General features: G+C 68.7%; 15 protein-coding genes. 8 read left to right on the top strand and 7 right to left on the bottom strand.

Annotated features, from left to right (window positions below; genetic code table 11):
* Positions 1 to 8 precede the first annotated feature (8 nt).
* Positions 9 to 308, top strand: a complete 300-nt coding sequence (locus LCI23_RS04840; RefSeq protein WP_224944857.1) for a hypothetical protein — start codon at positions 9 to 11, stop codon at positions 306 to 308.
* A gap of 49 nt (positions 309 to 357) precedes the next feature.
* On the opposite strand, the gene LCI23_RS04835 is transcribed toward LCI23_RS04840, so the two are convergent.
* Genes LCI23_RS04835 through LCI23_RS04820 form a run of 4 tightly spaced genes read right to left on the bottom strand, consistent with a single transcriptional unit; the run spans position 358 to position 4444 of the window.
* Positions 358 to 1161 (bottom strand): TatD family hydrolase, encoded by an 804-nt coding sequence (locus LCI23_RS04835; protein WP_224944856.1) that lies wholly within the window; start codon positions 1159 to 1161, stop codon positions 358 to 360.
* Between the two features lie 2 nt (positions 1162 to 1163).
* On the bottom strand, positions 1164 to 1871 hold the full coding sequence (gene lolD, locus LCI23_RS04830) for a lipoprotein-releasing ABC transporter ATP-binding protein LolD (RefSeq protein ID WP_224944855.1): 708 nt from the start codon (positions 1869 to 1871) through the stop codon (positions 1164 to 1166).
* Positions 1864 to 3129 (bottom strand): lipoprotein-releasing ABC transporter permease subunit, encoded by a 1266-nt coding sequence (locus tag LCI23_RS04825; RefSeq protein ID WP_224944853.1) that lies wholly within the window; start codon positions 3127 to 3129, stop codon positions 1864 to 1866. The genes lolD and LCI23_RS04825 overlap by 8 nt, the downstream gene beginning before the upstream one ends.
* 22 nt (positions 3130 to 3151) lie before the next feature.
* Positions 3152 to 4444 carry a lipoprotein-releasing ABC transporter permease subunit gene (locus LCI23_RS04820; RefSeq protein WP_224944850.1) on the bottom strand — a complete coding sequence of 431 codons (1293 nt, stop codon included), beginning with the start codon at positions 4442 to 4444 and terminating at the stop codon, positions 3152 to 3154.
* 155 nt (positions 4445 to 4599) lie between these two features.
* Here LCI23_RS04820 and LCI23_RS04815 point away from each other — a divergent pair, with 155 nt between their 5' ends.
* Positions 4600 to 5634, top strand: a complete 1035-nt coding sequence (locus tag LCI23_RS04815) for a hypothetical protein (protein ID WP_224944848.1) — start codon at positions 4600 to 4602, stop codon at positions 5632 to 5634.
* On the top strand, positions 5631 to 7346 hold the full coding sequence (gene recJ, locus LCI23_RS04810) for a single-stranded-DNA-specific exonuclease RecJ (protein ID WP_224944845.1): 1716 nt from the start codon (positions 5631 to 5633) through the stop codon (positions 7344 to 7346). The genes LCI23_RS04815 and recJ overlap by 4 nt, the downstream gene beginning before the upstream one ends.
* Before the next feature lie 104 nt (positions 7347 to 7450).
* Here recJ and LCI23_RS04805 read toward each other — a convergent pair whose 3' ends face one another.
* The gene (locus tag LCI23_RS04805; RefSeq protein ID WP_224944843.1) at positions 7451 to 7879 is read right to left on the bottom strand and encodes a nuclear transport factor 2 family protein; all 429 of its coding nucleotides are present in this window, start codon (positions 7877 to 7879) and stop codon (positions 7451 to 7453) included.
* A 188-nt stretch (positions 7880 to 8067) separates the two neighbouring features.
* On the opposite strand from LCI23_RS04805, the gene LCI23_RS04800 reads away from it, so the two are divergent.
* Genes LCI23_RS04800 through LCI23_RS04790 form a run of 3 tightly spaced genes read left to right on the top strand, consistent with a single transcriptional unit; the run spans position 8068 to position 9556 of the window.
* On the top strand, positions 8068 to 8505 hold the full coding sequence (locus LCI23_RS04800; protein WP_224944841.1) for an antitoxin Xre-like helix-turn-helix domain-containing protein: 438 nt from the start codon (positions 8068 to 8070) through the stop codon (positions 8503 to 8505).
* A 2-nt stretch (positions 8506 to 8507) separates the two neighbouring features.
* Positions 8508 to 9191, top strand: a complete 684-nt coding sequence (locus LCI23_RS04795) for an RES family NAD+ phosphorylase (RefSeq protein ID WP_235584329.1) — start codon at positions 8508 to 8510, stop codon at positions 9189 to 9191.
* Between the two features lie 44 nt (positions 9192 to 9235).
* Positions 9236 to 9556, top strand: a complete 321-nt coding sequence (locus LCI23_RS04790) for a DUF2288 domain-containing protein (RefSeq protein WP_224944837.1) — start codon at positions 9236 to 9238, stop codon at positions 9554 to 9556.
* Positions 9557 to 9567: 11 nt separating this feature from the next.
* Here the strand turns inward: LCI23_RS04790 and LCI23_RS04785 are convergent, their stop codons facing one another.
* A complete protein-coding gene (locus tag LCI23_RS04785) occupies positions 9568 to 9981 on the bottom strand; it encodes a hypothetical protein (RefSeq protein ID WP_224944835.1) in 414 nt (137 codons plus the stop codon).
* Positions 9978 to 12005, bottom strand: a complete 2028-nt coding sequence (locus LCI23_RS04780) for a bifunctional 2',3'-cyclic-nucleotide 2'-phosphodiesterase/3'-nucleotidase (protein ID WP_224944833.1) — start codon at positions 12003 to 12005, stop codon at positions 9978 to 9980. The genes LCI23_RS04785 and LCI23_RS04780 overlap by 4 nt, the downstream gene beginning before the upstream one ends.
* A gap of 168 nt (positions 12006 to 12173) precedes the next feature.
* Between LCI23_RS04780 and prfB the strand changes: the two genes are divergently transcribed.
* Both prfB and LCI23_RS04770 read left to right on the top strand, forming a co-directional pair.
* Positions 12174 to 13278, top strand: a protein-coding gene (gene prfB / locus LCI23_RS04775) for a peptide chain release factor 2 (protein ID WP_224944831.1) whose coding sequence is annotated in 2 segments (ribosomal slippage) — positions 12174 to 12254 and positions 12256 to 13278 — 1104 coding nt in all. Because the reading frame shifts where the segments join, the coding sequence is not laid out codon by codon here.
* 3 nt (positions 13279 to 13281) lie between these two features.
* Entirely contained in the window at positions 13282 to 13956 is a 675-nt protein-coding gene (locus tag LCI23_RS04770; protein ID WP_224944829.1) for an HAD family phosphatase, read from the top strand.
* Positions 13957 to 13966: the final 10 nt, after the last annotated feature.

The raw sequence follows: 13966 nt of genomic DNA, 5'->3' as shown, positions 1-13966 counted from the left end.
GTTTGTCCATGCCAGGCCGCTGCGCAAACCCGGCTTCGCGCAAGCTGCTGGTCCTGGCCCACGTCGGTGTCGCGCTGGCCGTGTGTTTCTGGATTGCCTTCGGCTTCGCCGGACTCGCGCCAGCGCAGGAGATCACGGCAGTCGCCTCCCTCGTGCTGCTCCCCTTCCTGGGCGCGCTGCTGCTGGCACTGGCGCGGCGCAAGCGTGCGGCGGCCCGCTTCGCCATCTCCCGGCTCGCCAGCCTCGCGACCCTGATCTGCTTTCCCGTGCTGTACTGGGCGATCCTGATCTGCCTGTGGCTGTTCTAGCCGGCCACCACCCGGGTGCATGCCGCCTTACCGCCCGCACCGGATGACGCTAGGGGGCCAGGCGCACCGCCAGCCGCGGCAGCGCCGCCAGGGTATTCGCATGCAACGCGGCGCACACCTCGTGCACCCCGATTCCACGCAGTTCCGCCAGCACCGCGCCGATGCGCGGCAGCTCCTCGGGCGCGTTGCGGCCCGGGTGGATCCAGCACGGCGCGATGTCCGGCGCGTCCGTCTCCAGCACGATGGAGGCCAGCGGCAACTGGCTCGCCAGGCGCCGGATCTGCAGCGCGCGCGTAAACGTCATGTTGCCGCCGAAGCCGAGGTGGAAACCCAGGTCGATGAAGTTCTGCGCCTGCTGGAAGCTGCCGTTGAAGGCATGCGCGATGCCCGACGGCGGGCGGATCTGGCGCAGGTGCTTGAGCACCTGGTCCTGCGACTTGCGCACATGCAGCATCACCGGCAGTGCCAGGTCGCGCGCGATGCGCAACTGCTCGCGCAGGAAGCGATCCTGCTTGGCGCGCATCGCCGGTTCACACAGCTGCGGGAGGAAGAAGTCGAGCCCGATCTCGCCGATGCCGGCAAAGGCCGGGTCCTCCAGCGCCGCCGCGGCCGCCGCGCGCAGGGCGTCCAGGTCCTCGTCGCGCGCCTGCGGCACGCAGATCGGATGGATGCCGAGCGCATAGCTGACGTTCGGCGCGCGCGCGGCCAGTCCGGCGACCGTTGCAAAATTGGCGCGCTCCACCGCCATCGCCACGATCGCCGCAACGCCGGCGCGCCCCGCGCGCGCGGCGATCTCCAGCGCGCCGGTGCCGAATTCCGCGGCGTCGAGGTGGCAGTGGGTGTCGATCCACATGGCTAGCCGTCGACCGCCTGCAGGCCGTGTTCGGTGAGGCGCAGCACGCGGTCGCAGCGGCGCGCCAGTTCCATGTCGTGGGTGACGATGACGAAGGCGGTGCCGAGGGTGCGCGACAGTTCCAGCATCAGGTCGAAGATCGACTGGGCGGTGCTGTGGTCCAGGTTCCCGGTCGGTTCGTCGGCCAGCACGCAGGCCGGCTCGGTGACCAGGGCGCGCGCCAGGGCCACCCGCTGGCGTTCGCCGCCCGAGAGTTCGCCCGGACGGTGCACCACGCGCTTGCCCAGGCCGACCCGGCCGAGGATGGCCCCGGCCTTGGCCAGCGCCGCGGCGCGCGGCTCGCGCCGGATCATCAAGGGCATCATGACATTGTCCAGCGCCGAGAATTCCGGCAGCAGGTGGTGGAACTGGTAGACGAAGCCGAGCGAGGTGTTGCGCAGTTCGCCGCGCCGCGTCTCGGACAGGGTGGCGAAATCCTCGCCCAGCAGGCTCACCTTGCCGCGCGAAGGCGTGTCCAGGCCGCCCAGCAGGTGCAGCAGGGTCGACTTGCCGGAGCCGGAAGCGCCGACGATGGCGACCCGCTCTCCGCGCCCGATCGAGAAATCGATGCCGTCCAGGACCTGCACCGTGTAGTCGCCCTGCTTGAAGGTCTTGCCCAGGCCGCGGCAGGACAGCACCGCAGCGGTGGAAGGATTGACTGGATTATTCATAGCGCAGCGCCTCCGCAGGTTTCACGCGCGACGCCGACCAGCTCGGGTACAGGGTCGCAGCAAACGCCAGCAGCACCGATACGCCGCCGATCTTGAACACGTCCGGCCAGCGCAGGTCGGATGGCACCGCGCTGATCAGGTAGATATCTTTCGACAAGAACTGCACTCCCAACAGGTTTTCGATAAAGGGCACGATGACGTCGACGTTGAGCGCCACCAGCACGCCCCCGCCCACGCCGATCAGGGTGCCAAGGATGCCGACCAGCGCCCCCTGCACCATGAAGATCTTCTGGATCGAGCGCGGCGAGGCGCCCAGGGTACGCAGGATGGCGATGTCGGCCTGCTTGTCGGTCACCGTCATCACCAGGGTGGACACCAGGTTGAAGGCGGCTACCGCGATGATCAGGGTGAGGATGATGAACATCATCTTCTTCTCGGTCTGTACGGCGGCGAACCAGCTGGCGTTGAGCTTGGACCAGTCGCGCATCTCGAGCTCGCCCGGCATGCTCTTCTCCAGCTGCTGCGCCACCAGCGGCGCATCGCGCATCTCGGCGATGCGCAGGCGCAGGCCCATCGGCGCGTCCAGGCGCTCCATGCGCTGGGCGTCCTCGATGTGGATGAAGGACAGCGCGCTGTCCAGGCGCGGGTCGCCCGCTTCGAAGATGCCGGCCACCGTGAAGCTGCGGCTGCGCGGCAGCAGGCCGGCCGGCGTCACCTGGCCCTTGGCCAACATCATGGTGATGCGGTCGCCAATGCCCACGTTCAGGGCGCGCGCCAGTCCGTAGCCGAGCACGATGTTGAAGCCGCCCGGCTGCAGGGCGGCAAGGCTGCCGGCACGTACCTGGCCGGCCACCTGCGACACCTTTTCCTCCTCGCCCGGCAGGATGCCGCGGATCGCGGACGGACGCATGGCGGCGCCGCTTACCAGGAGGCCCTGGGTCTCCACGAAAGGCGCCGCGCCGCGTACCTGCGGGTTGCGCGCGGCCTGGGCGGCGGCGGCGCGCCAGTCGGGCATGCTGCCGCTGCGGTCGAACACCTCGATGTGGGCCAGCACCGAGAGCATGCGGTCGGTGACGTCCTTCTGGAAGCCGTTCATCACCGACAGCACGATGATCAGGGCCGCCACGCCGAGCGCGATGCCGGACACGGAGATCAGCGAGATGAAGGAAATGAAGCCGTTGCGGCCGCTGCGCTTGCCGGCGCGCGTGTAGCGCAGGCCGACCAGCCATTCGTAGGGCAGGTTCTGGGTCAGTCTCATGGTGCGATGGCGGTAAGCGTTGTCATTCGTAGCGCAGGGCTTCGGCCGGCTTCACGCGCGCGGCCGACCAGCTCGGGTAGAGGGTGGCGAGGAAGGCCAGCAGCACCGCCACGCCGCCGATCCAGCCGACGTCGGCCCAGCGCAGGTCGGACGGGATCTCGCTGATCAGGTACACCTCCTCCGACAGGAACTGCACGCCGAGGCTGCGTTCGATGAAGGGCACGATGATGTCGATGTTGAGCGCCACCACCACCCCCAGCAGCACGCCGAGCGCGGCGCCCAGTAGCCCGACCAGGCTGCCCTGCACCATGAAGATCCCCATCACCGAGCGCGGCGAAGCGCCCAGGGTGCGCAGGATCGCGATGTCGGCCTGCTTGTCGCGCACCGTCATGACCAGGGTGGAGACCAGGTTGAAGGCCGCCACCGCCACGATCATGGTCAGGATGATGAACATCATGCGCTTTTGCGACTGCACGGCGGCGAACCACACCGCGTTCACCTTCGACCAGTCACGCACGTACAGCTCGCCCGGCAGGCTGGCCTGCAGCTCGGCCGCCACCTGCGGCGCGCGCGCCATGTCGGCCAGGCGCAGGCGGACCCCGGCCGGCGCGGCAACCCCCGCCAGCGCCTCGGCATCCGCGATGTTGGCGAAGGCCAGGGTGGAGTCGAACTCGTAGTGCCCGGCCTCGAAGATGCCGGCCACCGTCAGCGGCCGGGTGCGCGGCGGCGCGGCCGCGCGGCCCGCGGACTGCGCCGTGGCCTGCAGGTCGGCCGGATTCGAGGCCAGCAGCAGCGTCACCCGGTCGCCCACGCCGACGTCGAGCGCCCTGGCCAGCGCGCGCCCGATCACGATGTTGTAGCCGTCCGGCCGCAGCGCATCGAGCCGCCCCGCGCGCATGTGGCGCGCCACGTCCGACACCTTCGCCTCGCTGGCCGGGTCGATCCCGCGCAGCAGCACCGGCTTCATCACCCCGTCGCTGAGCAGCATGGCCTCGACCTCGGCGAAGGGCGCGGCGGCGCGCACCTCGGGATGGCGCAGCGCCAGGGCGCTGCTGGCGCGCCAGTCCGGCATCTGGCCGCGGGCGTCGAACACCTCGATGTGGGCCAGCACCGAGAGCATGCGCGCGGTGACTTCCTTCTGGAAGCCGTTCATCACCGACAGCACGACGATGAGCGCCGCCACGCCGAGCGCAATGCCGGCCACCGACGCCATCGAGATGAAGGAAATGAAGCTGTTGCGCCCGCTGCGCTTGCCGGCGCGCGTGTAGCGCAGGCCGACTTGCCACTCATAGGGCAGCTTGTGGGTGATGCTCATGAAATCCGTAAATGTGTGTGATGGGTTTGCCAACCCGGCAGTTTGCCAGACATCGCGCTTTCATGGCGCAAAAGAAAGCATGGCGCGTGTGGCGGACCTGCCCGCCGCCGCCCCGGCGGCATTCGCTGAAGCCGTATTTGCCCTAAAATAGCGGCATGCCGCACATTACGCTCGTCCTGCCCCACCTGCTCCCGCTTCCCGAATTCGCGCCCGACCTGGCGCGCGCCCTGCAGGCCCCGGCGCTCGCCGCCCTGCTCAGCCGCACCAGCGCGTACGGCCGCAGCAGTGCCGCGGCGCTGGCCGACGGCGCCCAGGCCCTGCCGCACGAAGCCTGGCTGGCGCGCGCGCTCGGCCTGTCGCCCGAGGGCCGGCCAGCCTTCGCGGCCAGCGCCATGCGCGGCTTCGGGCTCGACCCGCGGGATGGCACCTGGTACATCGTCAACCCGGCCCACATCCAGATCGCGCGCAGCCATTCGATGATGGCCGACCCGCGCCAGCTGCAGCTGGACCAGCCGGACAGCCGCGCCCTGTACGAAGCGGCGCGCCCGCTGTGCGAAGAGACCGGCCACCCGCTGCTGTACGGCGACGCCCAGACCTGGTTCCTGCGCGCCGACGACTGGGACGGCATCGACAGCGCCACCCCCGACACCGTGGCCGGCATGGACCTGAGCGACTTCGTCCCGCGCGGCCGCCACGCCCTGCCGCTGCGCCGGCTGCAGAACGAGGTACAGATGCTGTGGCACGCGCATCCGGTGAACGCGGCGCGCGAAGGGCGCCGCCTGCCGGCGGTGAATTCGTTCTGGCTGTGGGGCGCATCCCTGGCGATCACGGGCGGCGCGCGCCTGGCCCCGCCCGTGATCGCCGTGGACGCGCCGGGCTGGGTGCGCGGCCTGGCGGCGCGCAGCCTGGAGCGCCTCGACGGCGTCGAGGACCTGCTGGCCGGAGATGGCATCGTGGTGGCCGGCAGCCTGGCCGAAGCCGCGCTGGCCGCCGACTGGGGCAGCTGGGTGCAGGGCGTGCAGCAGCTGGAACAGGCCCTGTTCGCGCCGCTGCACGCGGCGCTGCTGGGGGGCCGCATCAAGACGCTGCGCCTGGTGCTGAGCAGCCGCGACGCCCTTGCCGAATGCACCACCACCGCCATGGCGCAGCGCAAATTCTGGCGCCGCCCGACACTGGAACGACTGACGTGAGCACCACCAAGCATACCAAGACCCGCATCGCCACCCGGCCCTGCCCCTTCCGCACGTCGGAGCTGCTGCGCCAGGGCGGGGTGCACCCGGTGCTGGCCCGCATCTACGCCGCGCGCGGCCTGCAGGACCCGCGCGAGCTGTCCAGCGAACTGGCGGCGCTGGTGCCGCCAGCGGCGCTGCGCCACATCGATGCGGCGGCCGTGTTCCTGGCCGACGCGGTCGGCGCCGGCAAGCGCATGACCATCGTCGCAGATTACGACTGCGACGGCGCCACCGCCTGTGCCGTGGCCCTGCGCGGCCTGCGCATGATGGGGGCGAACGTCGACTACATCGTGCCGAACCGCTTCGAGTACGGCTACGGGCTGACGCCCGAGATCGTCGAACTCACGGCGCGCGAGACATCGCCGGACATCATCATCACGGTCGACAACGGCATCGCCAGCATCGACGGCGTCATCGAGGCGAACCGGCGCGGGATCGAGGTCGTGGTCACCGACCACCACCTGCCGGGCGACGCGCTGCCGCCGGCGCGCGTGATCGTCAATCCGAACCAGCCGGAATGCGGCTTTCCCAGCAAGCACCTGGCCGGCGTGGGCGTGGTGTTCTACGTGCTGCTGGCGCTGCGCGCGGAACTGCGCCGGCGCGGCGTGGTCGATGCCCAGACCCAGCCGCGCCTGGACAGCCTGCTCGACCTGGTGGCGCTGGGCACCGTGGCCGACGTGGTGCGCCTGGACGCCAACAACCGCATCCTGGTGGCCCAGGGCATCCGCCGCATGCGCGCCGGCCGCATGCACGCCGGCGTGGCCGCGCTGTTCCGGGTAGCGGGGCGCGAGGCGCGCTGCGCGTCGCCCTTCGACCTCGGCTTCGCGCTGGGACCGCGCCTGAACGCCGCCGGGCGGCTGGAAGACATGTCGCTCGGGATCGAATGCCTGGTGACCGACGACCCCGGCCGCGCCTGGGCGATCGCCCAGCAGCTCAACGAGATCAACCTGAAGCGGCGCGAGATCGAGGCCGAAATGCAGGACACCGCGCTGCTGCACCTGGACAGCTTCGAGCCCTCGGGGGCAAGCACCATCAGCGTGTTCGACGACGGCTGGCACCAGGGCGTGATCGGCATCGTCGCCTCGCGCCTGAAGGAGAAGTTCTACCGGCCGACGATCACCTTCGCGCCGGCGGGTGACGGCTGGATCAAGGGCTCGGGCCGCTCGATTCCGGGGTTTCACCTGCGCGACGCGCTCGACCTGGTCTCCAAGCGGGTGCCGGGCCTGATCGACAAGTTCGGCGGCCACGCGATGGCGGCCGGCCTGTCGATCCGGGGCGAGCATTTCGACAGCTTCCAGCAGGCCTTCGAGGCGGTCGGCAAGGCCTGGCTGACCGAAGCGCAGCTCGAGCGCATCATCGAGACCGACGGGCCGCTGGAGGACGAGTTCTACTCGACCGCCTTCATCGAAGAGATGGACAGCCAGGTCTGGGGCCAGGGCTTCGCCCCGCCCGTATTCTGCGACGAGTTCCGCGTGGTGAGCCAGCGCATCCTGAAGGAGCGCCACCTGAAGCTGCTGCTGGAAAAGAACGGGCGGCGCTACGACGCCATCTGGTTCGGCCACACCGACAGCCTGCCCGAGCGCGCGCGGGTCGCGTTCCGGCTCGACGCCAACGAATACAACGGCGTCACCAAGGTCCAGCTGCTGGTGGAGCACGCCGAGCCCGCGTAGGGTGGGCGGCTCGACCGGCCAGGCTGCGCAGCCGCGCCGGCCATGCCGCCCACGCGGTGATTGTCAGCCGCAGGATCGTCCGGCACGCAAGCAGCCGCCAGCGCTCATTTCGCGGGCGCCACGAAATCCGACCCGCGGTCGAACACCACTTCCCACTGCCCCGGCGCCTTCAGGCGCCAGATCGAATTGAAGCGCCCGATGCGCTGGCCGGCGGCGTTGAACACCGGCCCGCCGCTATACGCCAGCGTGCCGGAATCCACGACTTCCACCTCTTCCGGCTGCCAGGAGAACGGCGCCTCCGGCTTGTCGTAGAACTGGCGCCAGCCCCTGGCGATGGCGGCCTTGCCGCGCAGCGGGCCCTCGTTCCCGAAGAAAATCGCCTCGTCGGCGAGATAGCGCTTGAAGCCCTCGAAATCGCGCGCCTTCATGGTGGCGGCGAAACCGCGCTCGGCCTCCATCACCTGCCGCTTCAGCGCGTGGTTCGAGTCGCGGGCCTGGGTGCCTGGACTGGTGGCAGCCGCGGACAGTATCACGCATGCCGCAAGAAGAGAAAGCGAACGCGGGCGCATCGGTGTCGGTCTCCTATGTGTTGTAGGGGCTTTGCTGAAGCTTTTCTATACAGCAAGACCGGCAATTCTGGCACGGGCATACCATGCTGACAACCAATCCTTGCCAGGATTCCGAAACCGGAGTATAACGAATCCAATTACGGAGAATCACGATGAACCTGGCCTACTCCTACCCGCGCAGCCGCTATGAGCCGGCGGTGCTGACCGACCTGAACTCGCGTGCCGAGCGCGAGCGCCTGTCGCGTTCGGCCCTGCTGGGATTCTTCAAGCTGGCCGCGGCCTGGAAGCTGCGCGACGACGACGCGCGCGAACTGCTCGGCGGCCTGTCCTCGTCCACCTGGTACGACTGGAAGAAGAACCCGGACCGGGTACTGGAAGTGGACCGCATCACCCGCATCTCCTACCTGCTCGGCATCTACAAGGCCCTGCACATCCTGTACGGCGACGCGCTGGCCGACGAATGGGTGCACCTGCCGAATACCAACGCCGTGTTTGCCGGCCGTACGCCGCTGGCGGCGATGCTGGGCGGCGGCCTGCTGGCGATGCAGACGGTGCGCAAGCTGCTCGACGCGCGCCGGGGAGGCCTGTGATCTTGGCGCTGCTACCCCGCCTTACCCCGCTACGCCAGTTCGACACCTGCCGCCTGATTCCCTCCCGCTTCGCCGATGCGGAGGACTCGGTACTGGCCCCGCTGGCGGACAACGACGCCGTGCTGCGCGACCTGTTCGAGCTCGACAACGCCACCAACGAACGCCTGCGCGGCGAATCCGGCCTGCTGCCCGGCATCGGCGTGGACGAGCTGGTGTTCGGCCTGCCCAACTTCCGCATCGTGAACGCCGCCTTCACCTATGCGCGTCCGGAAGGCAGCCGCTTCAACGACGGCGAGCGCGGCGCCTGGTACTGCGCCTTCGCGGCCGAGACGGCACTGGCCGAAGTGGTGTTCCACAAGACAGTCGAATACGCCGAGATCGGGCGCTTCGACGACAGCGTCAGCTACCAGATGCTGCTGGCCGACTTCAACGCCAGCTTCCACGACCTGCGCGGCCTGTCCGACTTCGAGGCCTGCCTGGACCCAAGCAGCTACATCGCCTCGCAGGCGCTGGCGCTTGAACTGCTGGAATGCGGCTCGATGGGCATCATCTACCCGAGCGTGCGCCATCCGGGCGGCACCAACCTGGCCTGCTTCCGTCCCGCACTGGTGGGCAATGTGCGCAAGGCGCAGACCTATCGGTTAACATGGCGGGGTTCGCCGCAACCGGCGGTCGAGATCACCTGAACCAGCAACAAGCGACAAGCAACAAGCAACAAGCATAGAAGCAGATGAAGACCAATCCTGACAAAGACACCGAACTGCACGACAAGATCAACCGCGAGACCGCGCGCGTGAAGTGGAGCGAACTGGAACGCCACTTCGCCAGCGGCGCGGTGATCTGGGTCAGCGAGGAACTCGACCTGATCGATGTCGCCCTGCGCATCGCGCACGACGACAAGGACAGCATCGGCACCTGGATGGCGGCGGGGTCGGTGGCCAAGGTGAGCGACACCCAGGCCCAGGCCTGGACCGCGGCCGACGCGACGCTGTGGGCCTCGGTGGTGAGCCCCTTCGTGCTGGTGCAGCCGCAACGGCGCCAGCTGCACTGAGGGCGGCGCGCCTAGCGCCTCATCCCGGCGCGGTGCGAGAGCGCGTGCGCCGCGCGCCGCATGTACTGGTTCGCCTTTTCCGGGTCTGGTTCCAGCATGCCCAGCTGCTGCCAGGCTTCCGGGTAATCCAGCTCGGCCGCCGCCTGCAGCCAGCGCCGCGCGGCCGCTTCGTCCCTCGCCACCCCTGCCCCTTCGAGCAACATGCCGGCCAGCAGGAACATCGCTTCCGGCATGCCGCGCCCGGCGGCCACCTGCAGCCAGTGCGCGGCCAGCGCCGCGTCGCCGCCGGCGCGGTAGGCCAGCGCGCGCCGGAACGCGAGGTCGCCTTCGTCGCCGTGCTGGGCCCAGGCCGTTCCCGCCAGCGGCGCCTGGAGCAGGGTGGCCATTACCAGCGCCGCCAGCGCCGCGCCCAGCCTGCGCTTCATTGCGACAGGTCGATCGCGTACAGCGCGACGCCCTTGCCGCGGCCATCGTCGGCCGCCACCTGCTGCACGCCGCGCAGGCCCGCTTGCGCGGCCAGCGCCGCCATGCCGGGCGCCGACGGGAACACCACCGGCCCGGCCGTCTTCACCGGCGTGAAGCGCCAGCTGCGGCTGGAGGCGTTGGCCGCGCGGGTCAGCTGCCCGGCCTTGCGGACATAGGCGATCAAGACGTCGCGGCTGTTGTCGGGCGAGGCGATCACGGTCTTGCTGCCGTCCAGGCCCGGGCAGTGGCCACCGCCGCTGGCGCGGTAGTTGTTGGTCGCGACCAGGAATTCCTGGTCCGCCGCCACCGGCCGGCCGTGCCAGCTCAGCTCGCGGATGCGTTCGCCCGGCGCGCGGGTGACGTCGATCTCGTAGCGCAGCTCGCTCGAGGTGGGGGTGTCGAAGTTGTAGCTGGCCACGTCCAGGTTCACCAGTTGCTGCGGCGCCGTCTCGGCCGGATCGATGGTGCGGAAGCGCTGCGCCGCCTTTTCCAGCCAGGCCTTGAGGCCGGCGCCGTCGACCTTCACCGCATACAGGGCATTCGGGTACAGGTAGAGGTCGGCCGCATTGTTCAGCGCCAGCGGACCGGCCTGCACATCGGTGTAGTCGGCCGCGCCGGCCACGCCGCTCTTGAACGGCGCCGTCATCGACAGCACCGGCAGGTCCTTGTACTGCGGCAGGTTGGCGGCCACGTAGTCCTGCACGTACGCGGTCTGGGCCTGGTTGACCACCTGCAGCGCCGAGACGTCACCGACATCGGCGAAATAGCTCGACATGCGGAACTCGGTCGCGCCCACCGGGGTCTTCACGTAGCGGATGGTGGCCTCGTGCTCCGCCTGCACCAGCCGCATGACGGCCGGGTCGGCGTCGACGAAGCTTTTCGCACCGGTCTGGGCGGCGCGTGCCTGCACCACCGTGCGCTCGCGTTCGACCAGCCAGCGCTTGCCGTCGTGGCGCAGCTGCAGCTGGATCACGCCCAGGTGCTTGCCCCACAGGTTGGGCATCACGGTGGGCACGCCGTGCACCAGGCCCTTCGCCTTGTCCACTCCCGGCAGGTTGAACTGCGGGACCGTGCTGTCCGCGTTCGGGAACAGCTGGTGCGAGTGGCCCAGCAACATGGCGTCGATGCCTTCCACCTTCGCCAGATGCCAGTTGGCGTTTTCCATGGCCGGGCTGTACGGACTGGCGTCCAGGCCGCCGTGCGAGATGGCGACCACCAGGTCGGCGCCCTTGCGGCGCATCTCCGGCACGTAGCGCCGGGCCGCCTCGACCACGCCCTGTGTATACACCCGGCCTTCCAGCCAGCGCCTGTCCCATTCCATGATGGTGGGCGGCGCGAAGCCGATGATTCCTACCCGCAACTGGGCGCGCACCGGCTTGCCGGCGGCGTCCAGCGCCTGCACCTGCTTCTCGATGATCGCGTAAGGTGCGAACAGCGGCTTGTTGGTCTTCGCGCTGACCACGTTGGCCAGCACCATCGGGAAAGCCGGGCCGGCGCAGCGCCGCGGCTGCTCCACGCCGGCCACCTGGAAGCGCTTGCCGGTTACCTGGCCAAGGAAGGCCAGTCCGTAGTTGAACTCGTGGTTGCCGATCCCCGCGCCGTCGTACTTCAGGCCGTTCATCACCTTGTAGATGCCGAGCGTCTCGCCGCAGCCCACCGGCTTGACCTGGGCCTGGTAGTCGGCCAGCGCGGTGCCCTGGATGGTGTCGCCATTGTCGAGCAGCAGGGTGTTCGGGAATTCCGCGCGCGCCTGCCGGATCAGGGTCGCGGTGCGGTCCAGGCCATGCGAGGGTTCGGGCGCCAGCTTGTAGTAGTCGTAGCCCACGACGTTCGCATGCAGGTCGGTCGTTTCCAGCAGCGCCAGGCTGACGGTGGTACCGGCCGCCGCCCTGGCTGGCTTGGCTGGCTTGGCGGCCAGCGCGGGAACGCTGAGGAGCGCCGGAAGCAGCGCGATGCAAATTTGGTAAGGCAAGTGAGTGGCCATGGGGAAAGAACGGAACAAAACCGGGCGATGATATGCCAGTACGGCGCTTCCGGGCAAGGGAGGCCTGTGGCTGCGGCCCTGGATACGCCATCCCCGGCGCCGTCCTCGGGTATAATCGAAGGTTCGATTCAATGCACGTTTAAACCTCTTAGAAGACTGCCAAAGACCATGGAAGCTGAACGCATCAATGCCATTTCCTCCCTGCTGAACGACCTGACCAGCCGTGAAGCCGAACTTCGGAGGTATCTTTGACTTCGATCGCAAGTCGGAGAAACTAGAGCAGGTCAACCAGGAACTCGAAGACCCGACCGTCTGGAACGACCAGAAGCGGGCCCAGGACCTCGGCAAGGAAAAGAAGGCCCTCGAAGCCGTCGTGCTGACGCTCGAGAAGGCCAGGGCCGACCTCGCGGATGCGACCGACCTGTTCGAGATGGCCAAGGAAGAAGGCGACCACGACACGCTCGAATCGATCGGCGGCGACGCCGAGGCGATCCAGAAGATCATCGAATCGATGGAATTCCGCCGCATGTTCAGCAACCCGATGGACCATGCGAACTGCTTCATCGACATCCAGGCCGGCGCCGGCGGCACCGAAGCCCAGGACTGGGCCTCGATGCTGCTGCGCCAGTACCTGCGCTACTGCGAACGCAAGGGTTTCAAGGCCGAGATCCTGGAACAGTCCGAGGGTGAAGTCGCGGGCATCAAGACCGCGACCATCAAGGTCGACGGCGAGTACGCCTACGGCCACCTGCGCACCGAGACCGGCGTGCACCGCCTGGTACGCAAGTCGCCGTTCGACTCGGCCAACGGCCGCCACACCTCGTTCACCTCGCTGTTCGTGTATCCGGAAGTGGACGACTCGATCGAAATCGAGATCAACCCGGCCGACGTGCGCATCGATACCTACCGCGCATCCGGCGCCGGCGGCCAGCACATCAACAAGACCGACTCCGCGGTGCGCCTGACGCACGCCCCGTCGGGCATCGTGGTGCAGTGCCAGAACGACCGCTCGCAGCACCGCAACAAGGCCGAGGCCTGGGACATGCTGCGCGCCAAGCTGTACGAACTCGAGCTGCGCAACCGCATGAGCGAGCAGCAGAAGCTGGAAGACTCCAAGACCGACGTCGGCTGGGGCCACCAGATCCGCTCCTACGTGCTGGACCAGTCGCGCATCAAGGACCTGCGCACCGGTTTCGAAACCGGCAACACCAAGAACGTGCTGGACGGCGACCTGGACGACTTCATCTCGGCCTCGCTCAAGCAGGGCGTGTAAGCGATGACAGCCGCTTTTGCGACGCCTTCGCGGGCCTTCCTGTTCGACATGGACGGTACCATCGTCGACAACATGGGCTTCCACTCGGACTCGTGGATCACCTTCTTCGCACGCCGTGGCCGCGCCATCGACGCCGAGGAATTCTTCCGTGCGACGGCTGGGCGCCAGGGCGGCGAAATCATCCGCAGCTATCTTGGCGAGCACCTGCCCGATGACGAAGTCGCGCAGCTGAACCACGAGAAGGAATCGGTGTACCGCGAGCTGTACGCGCCGCACCTGGCGGCCGTCGCCGGCTTCGATGCCCTGGTCGCAAGGGCGAAGGCGCACGGCGTGAAACTGGCGGTCGGCACCGCCGCCCCGCCGGCCAACGTCGCCTTCACCCTCGACGGCCTGGACCTGCGCCGCCACTTCGACGCCATCGTCGGCGCGCTTGATGTCGCGCGCGGCAAGCCGCATCCGGACGTGTTCCTGAAGGCGGCCGCGCTGTGCGGCGTGGCGCCCGAACACTGCATCGTGTTCGAGGACGCGCCGCTGGGCGTGGAAGCGGCGCGCCGCGCCGGCATGTCCTGCGTCATCCTGACAACCACCCTGCCACCTGAAGCGTTTACCGGTTTCGACAACGTCATCGCCATCGTGCGCGACTTCGGCGAACTGAAGGCCGAACTGCTGTTCGCCTAAACAACCTACA

The sequence above is a fragment of the Massilia sp. MS-15 genome (genome assembly GCF_020176695.1).
Taxonomy (GTDB): Bacteria; Pseudomonadota; Gammaproteobacteria; order Burkholderiales; family Burkholderiaceae_D; genus Telluria; species Telluria hydrophila.
Note: the sequence above shows the minus strand (reverse complement) of the source record. Positions and strands in the feature narration are given on the sequence as shown.

What these genes read in the sequence shown, in the direction of transcription:
- LCI23_RS04840 (WP_224944857.1), top strand. Translation starts at nt 9, where the DNA reads ATGCCAGGCCGCTGCGCAAACCCGGCTTCGCGCAAGCTGCTGGTCCTG.
- LCI23_RS04835 (WP_224944856.1), bottom strand. Translation starts at nt 1,161, where the DNA reads ATGTGGATCGACACCCACTGCCACCTCGACGCCGCGGAATTCGGCACC.
- lolD (WP_224944855.1), bottom strand. Translation starts at nt 1,871, where the DNA reads ATGAATAATCCAGTCAATCCTTCCACCGCTGCGGTGCTGTCCTGCCGC.
- LCI23_RS04825 (WP_224944853.1), bottom strand. Translation starts at nt 3,129, where the DNA reads ATGAGACTGACCCAGAACCTGCCCTACGAATGGCTGGTCGGCCTGCGC.
- LCI23_RS04820 (WP_224944850.1), bottom strand. Translation starts at nt 4,444, where the DNA reads ATGAGCATCACCCACAAGCTGCCCTATGAGTGGCAAGTCGGCCTGCGC.
- LCI23_RS04815 (WP_224944848.1), top strand. Translation starts at nt 4,600, where the DNA reads ATGCCGCACATTACGCTCGTCCTGCCCCACCTGCTCCCGCTTCCCGAA.
- LCI23_RS04800 (WP_224944841.1), top strand. Translation starts at nt 8,068, where the DNA reads ATGAACCTGGCCTACTCCTACCCGCGCAGCCGCTATGAGCCGGCGGTG.
- LCI23_RS04790 (WP_224944837.1), top strand. Translation starts at nt 9,236, where the DNA reads ATGAAGACCAATCCTGACAAAGACACCGAACTGCACGACAAGATCAAC.
- LCI23_RS04785 (WP_224944835.1), bottom strand. Translation starts at nt 9,981, where the DNA reads ATGAAGCGCAGGCTGGGCGCGGCGCTGGCGGCGCTGGTAATGGCCACC.
- LCI23_RS04780 (WP_224944833.1), bottom strand. Translation starts at nt 12,005, where the DNA reads ATGGCCACTCACTTGCCTTACCAAATTTGCATCGCGCTGCTTCCGGCG.
- LCI23_RS04770 (WP_224944829.1), top strand. Translation starts at nt 13,282, where the DNA reads ATGACAGCCGCTTTTGCGACGCCTTCGCGGGCCTTCCTGTTCGACATG.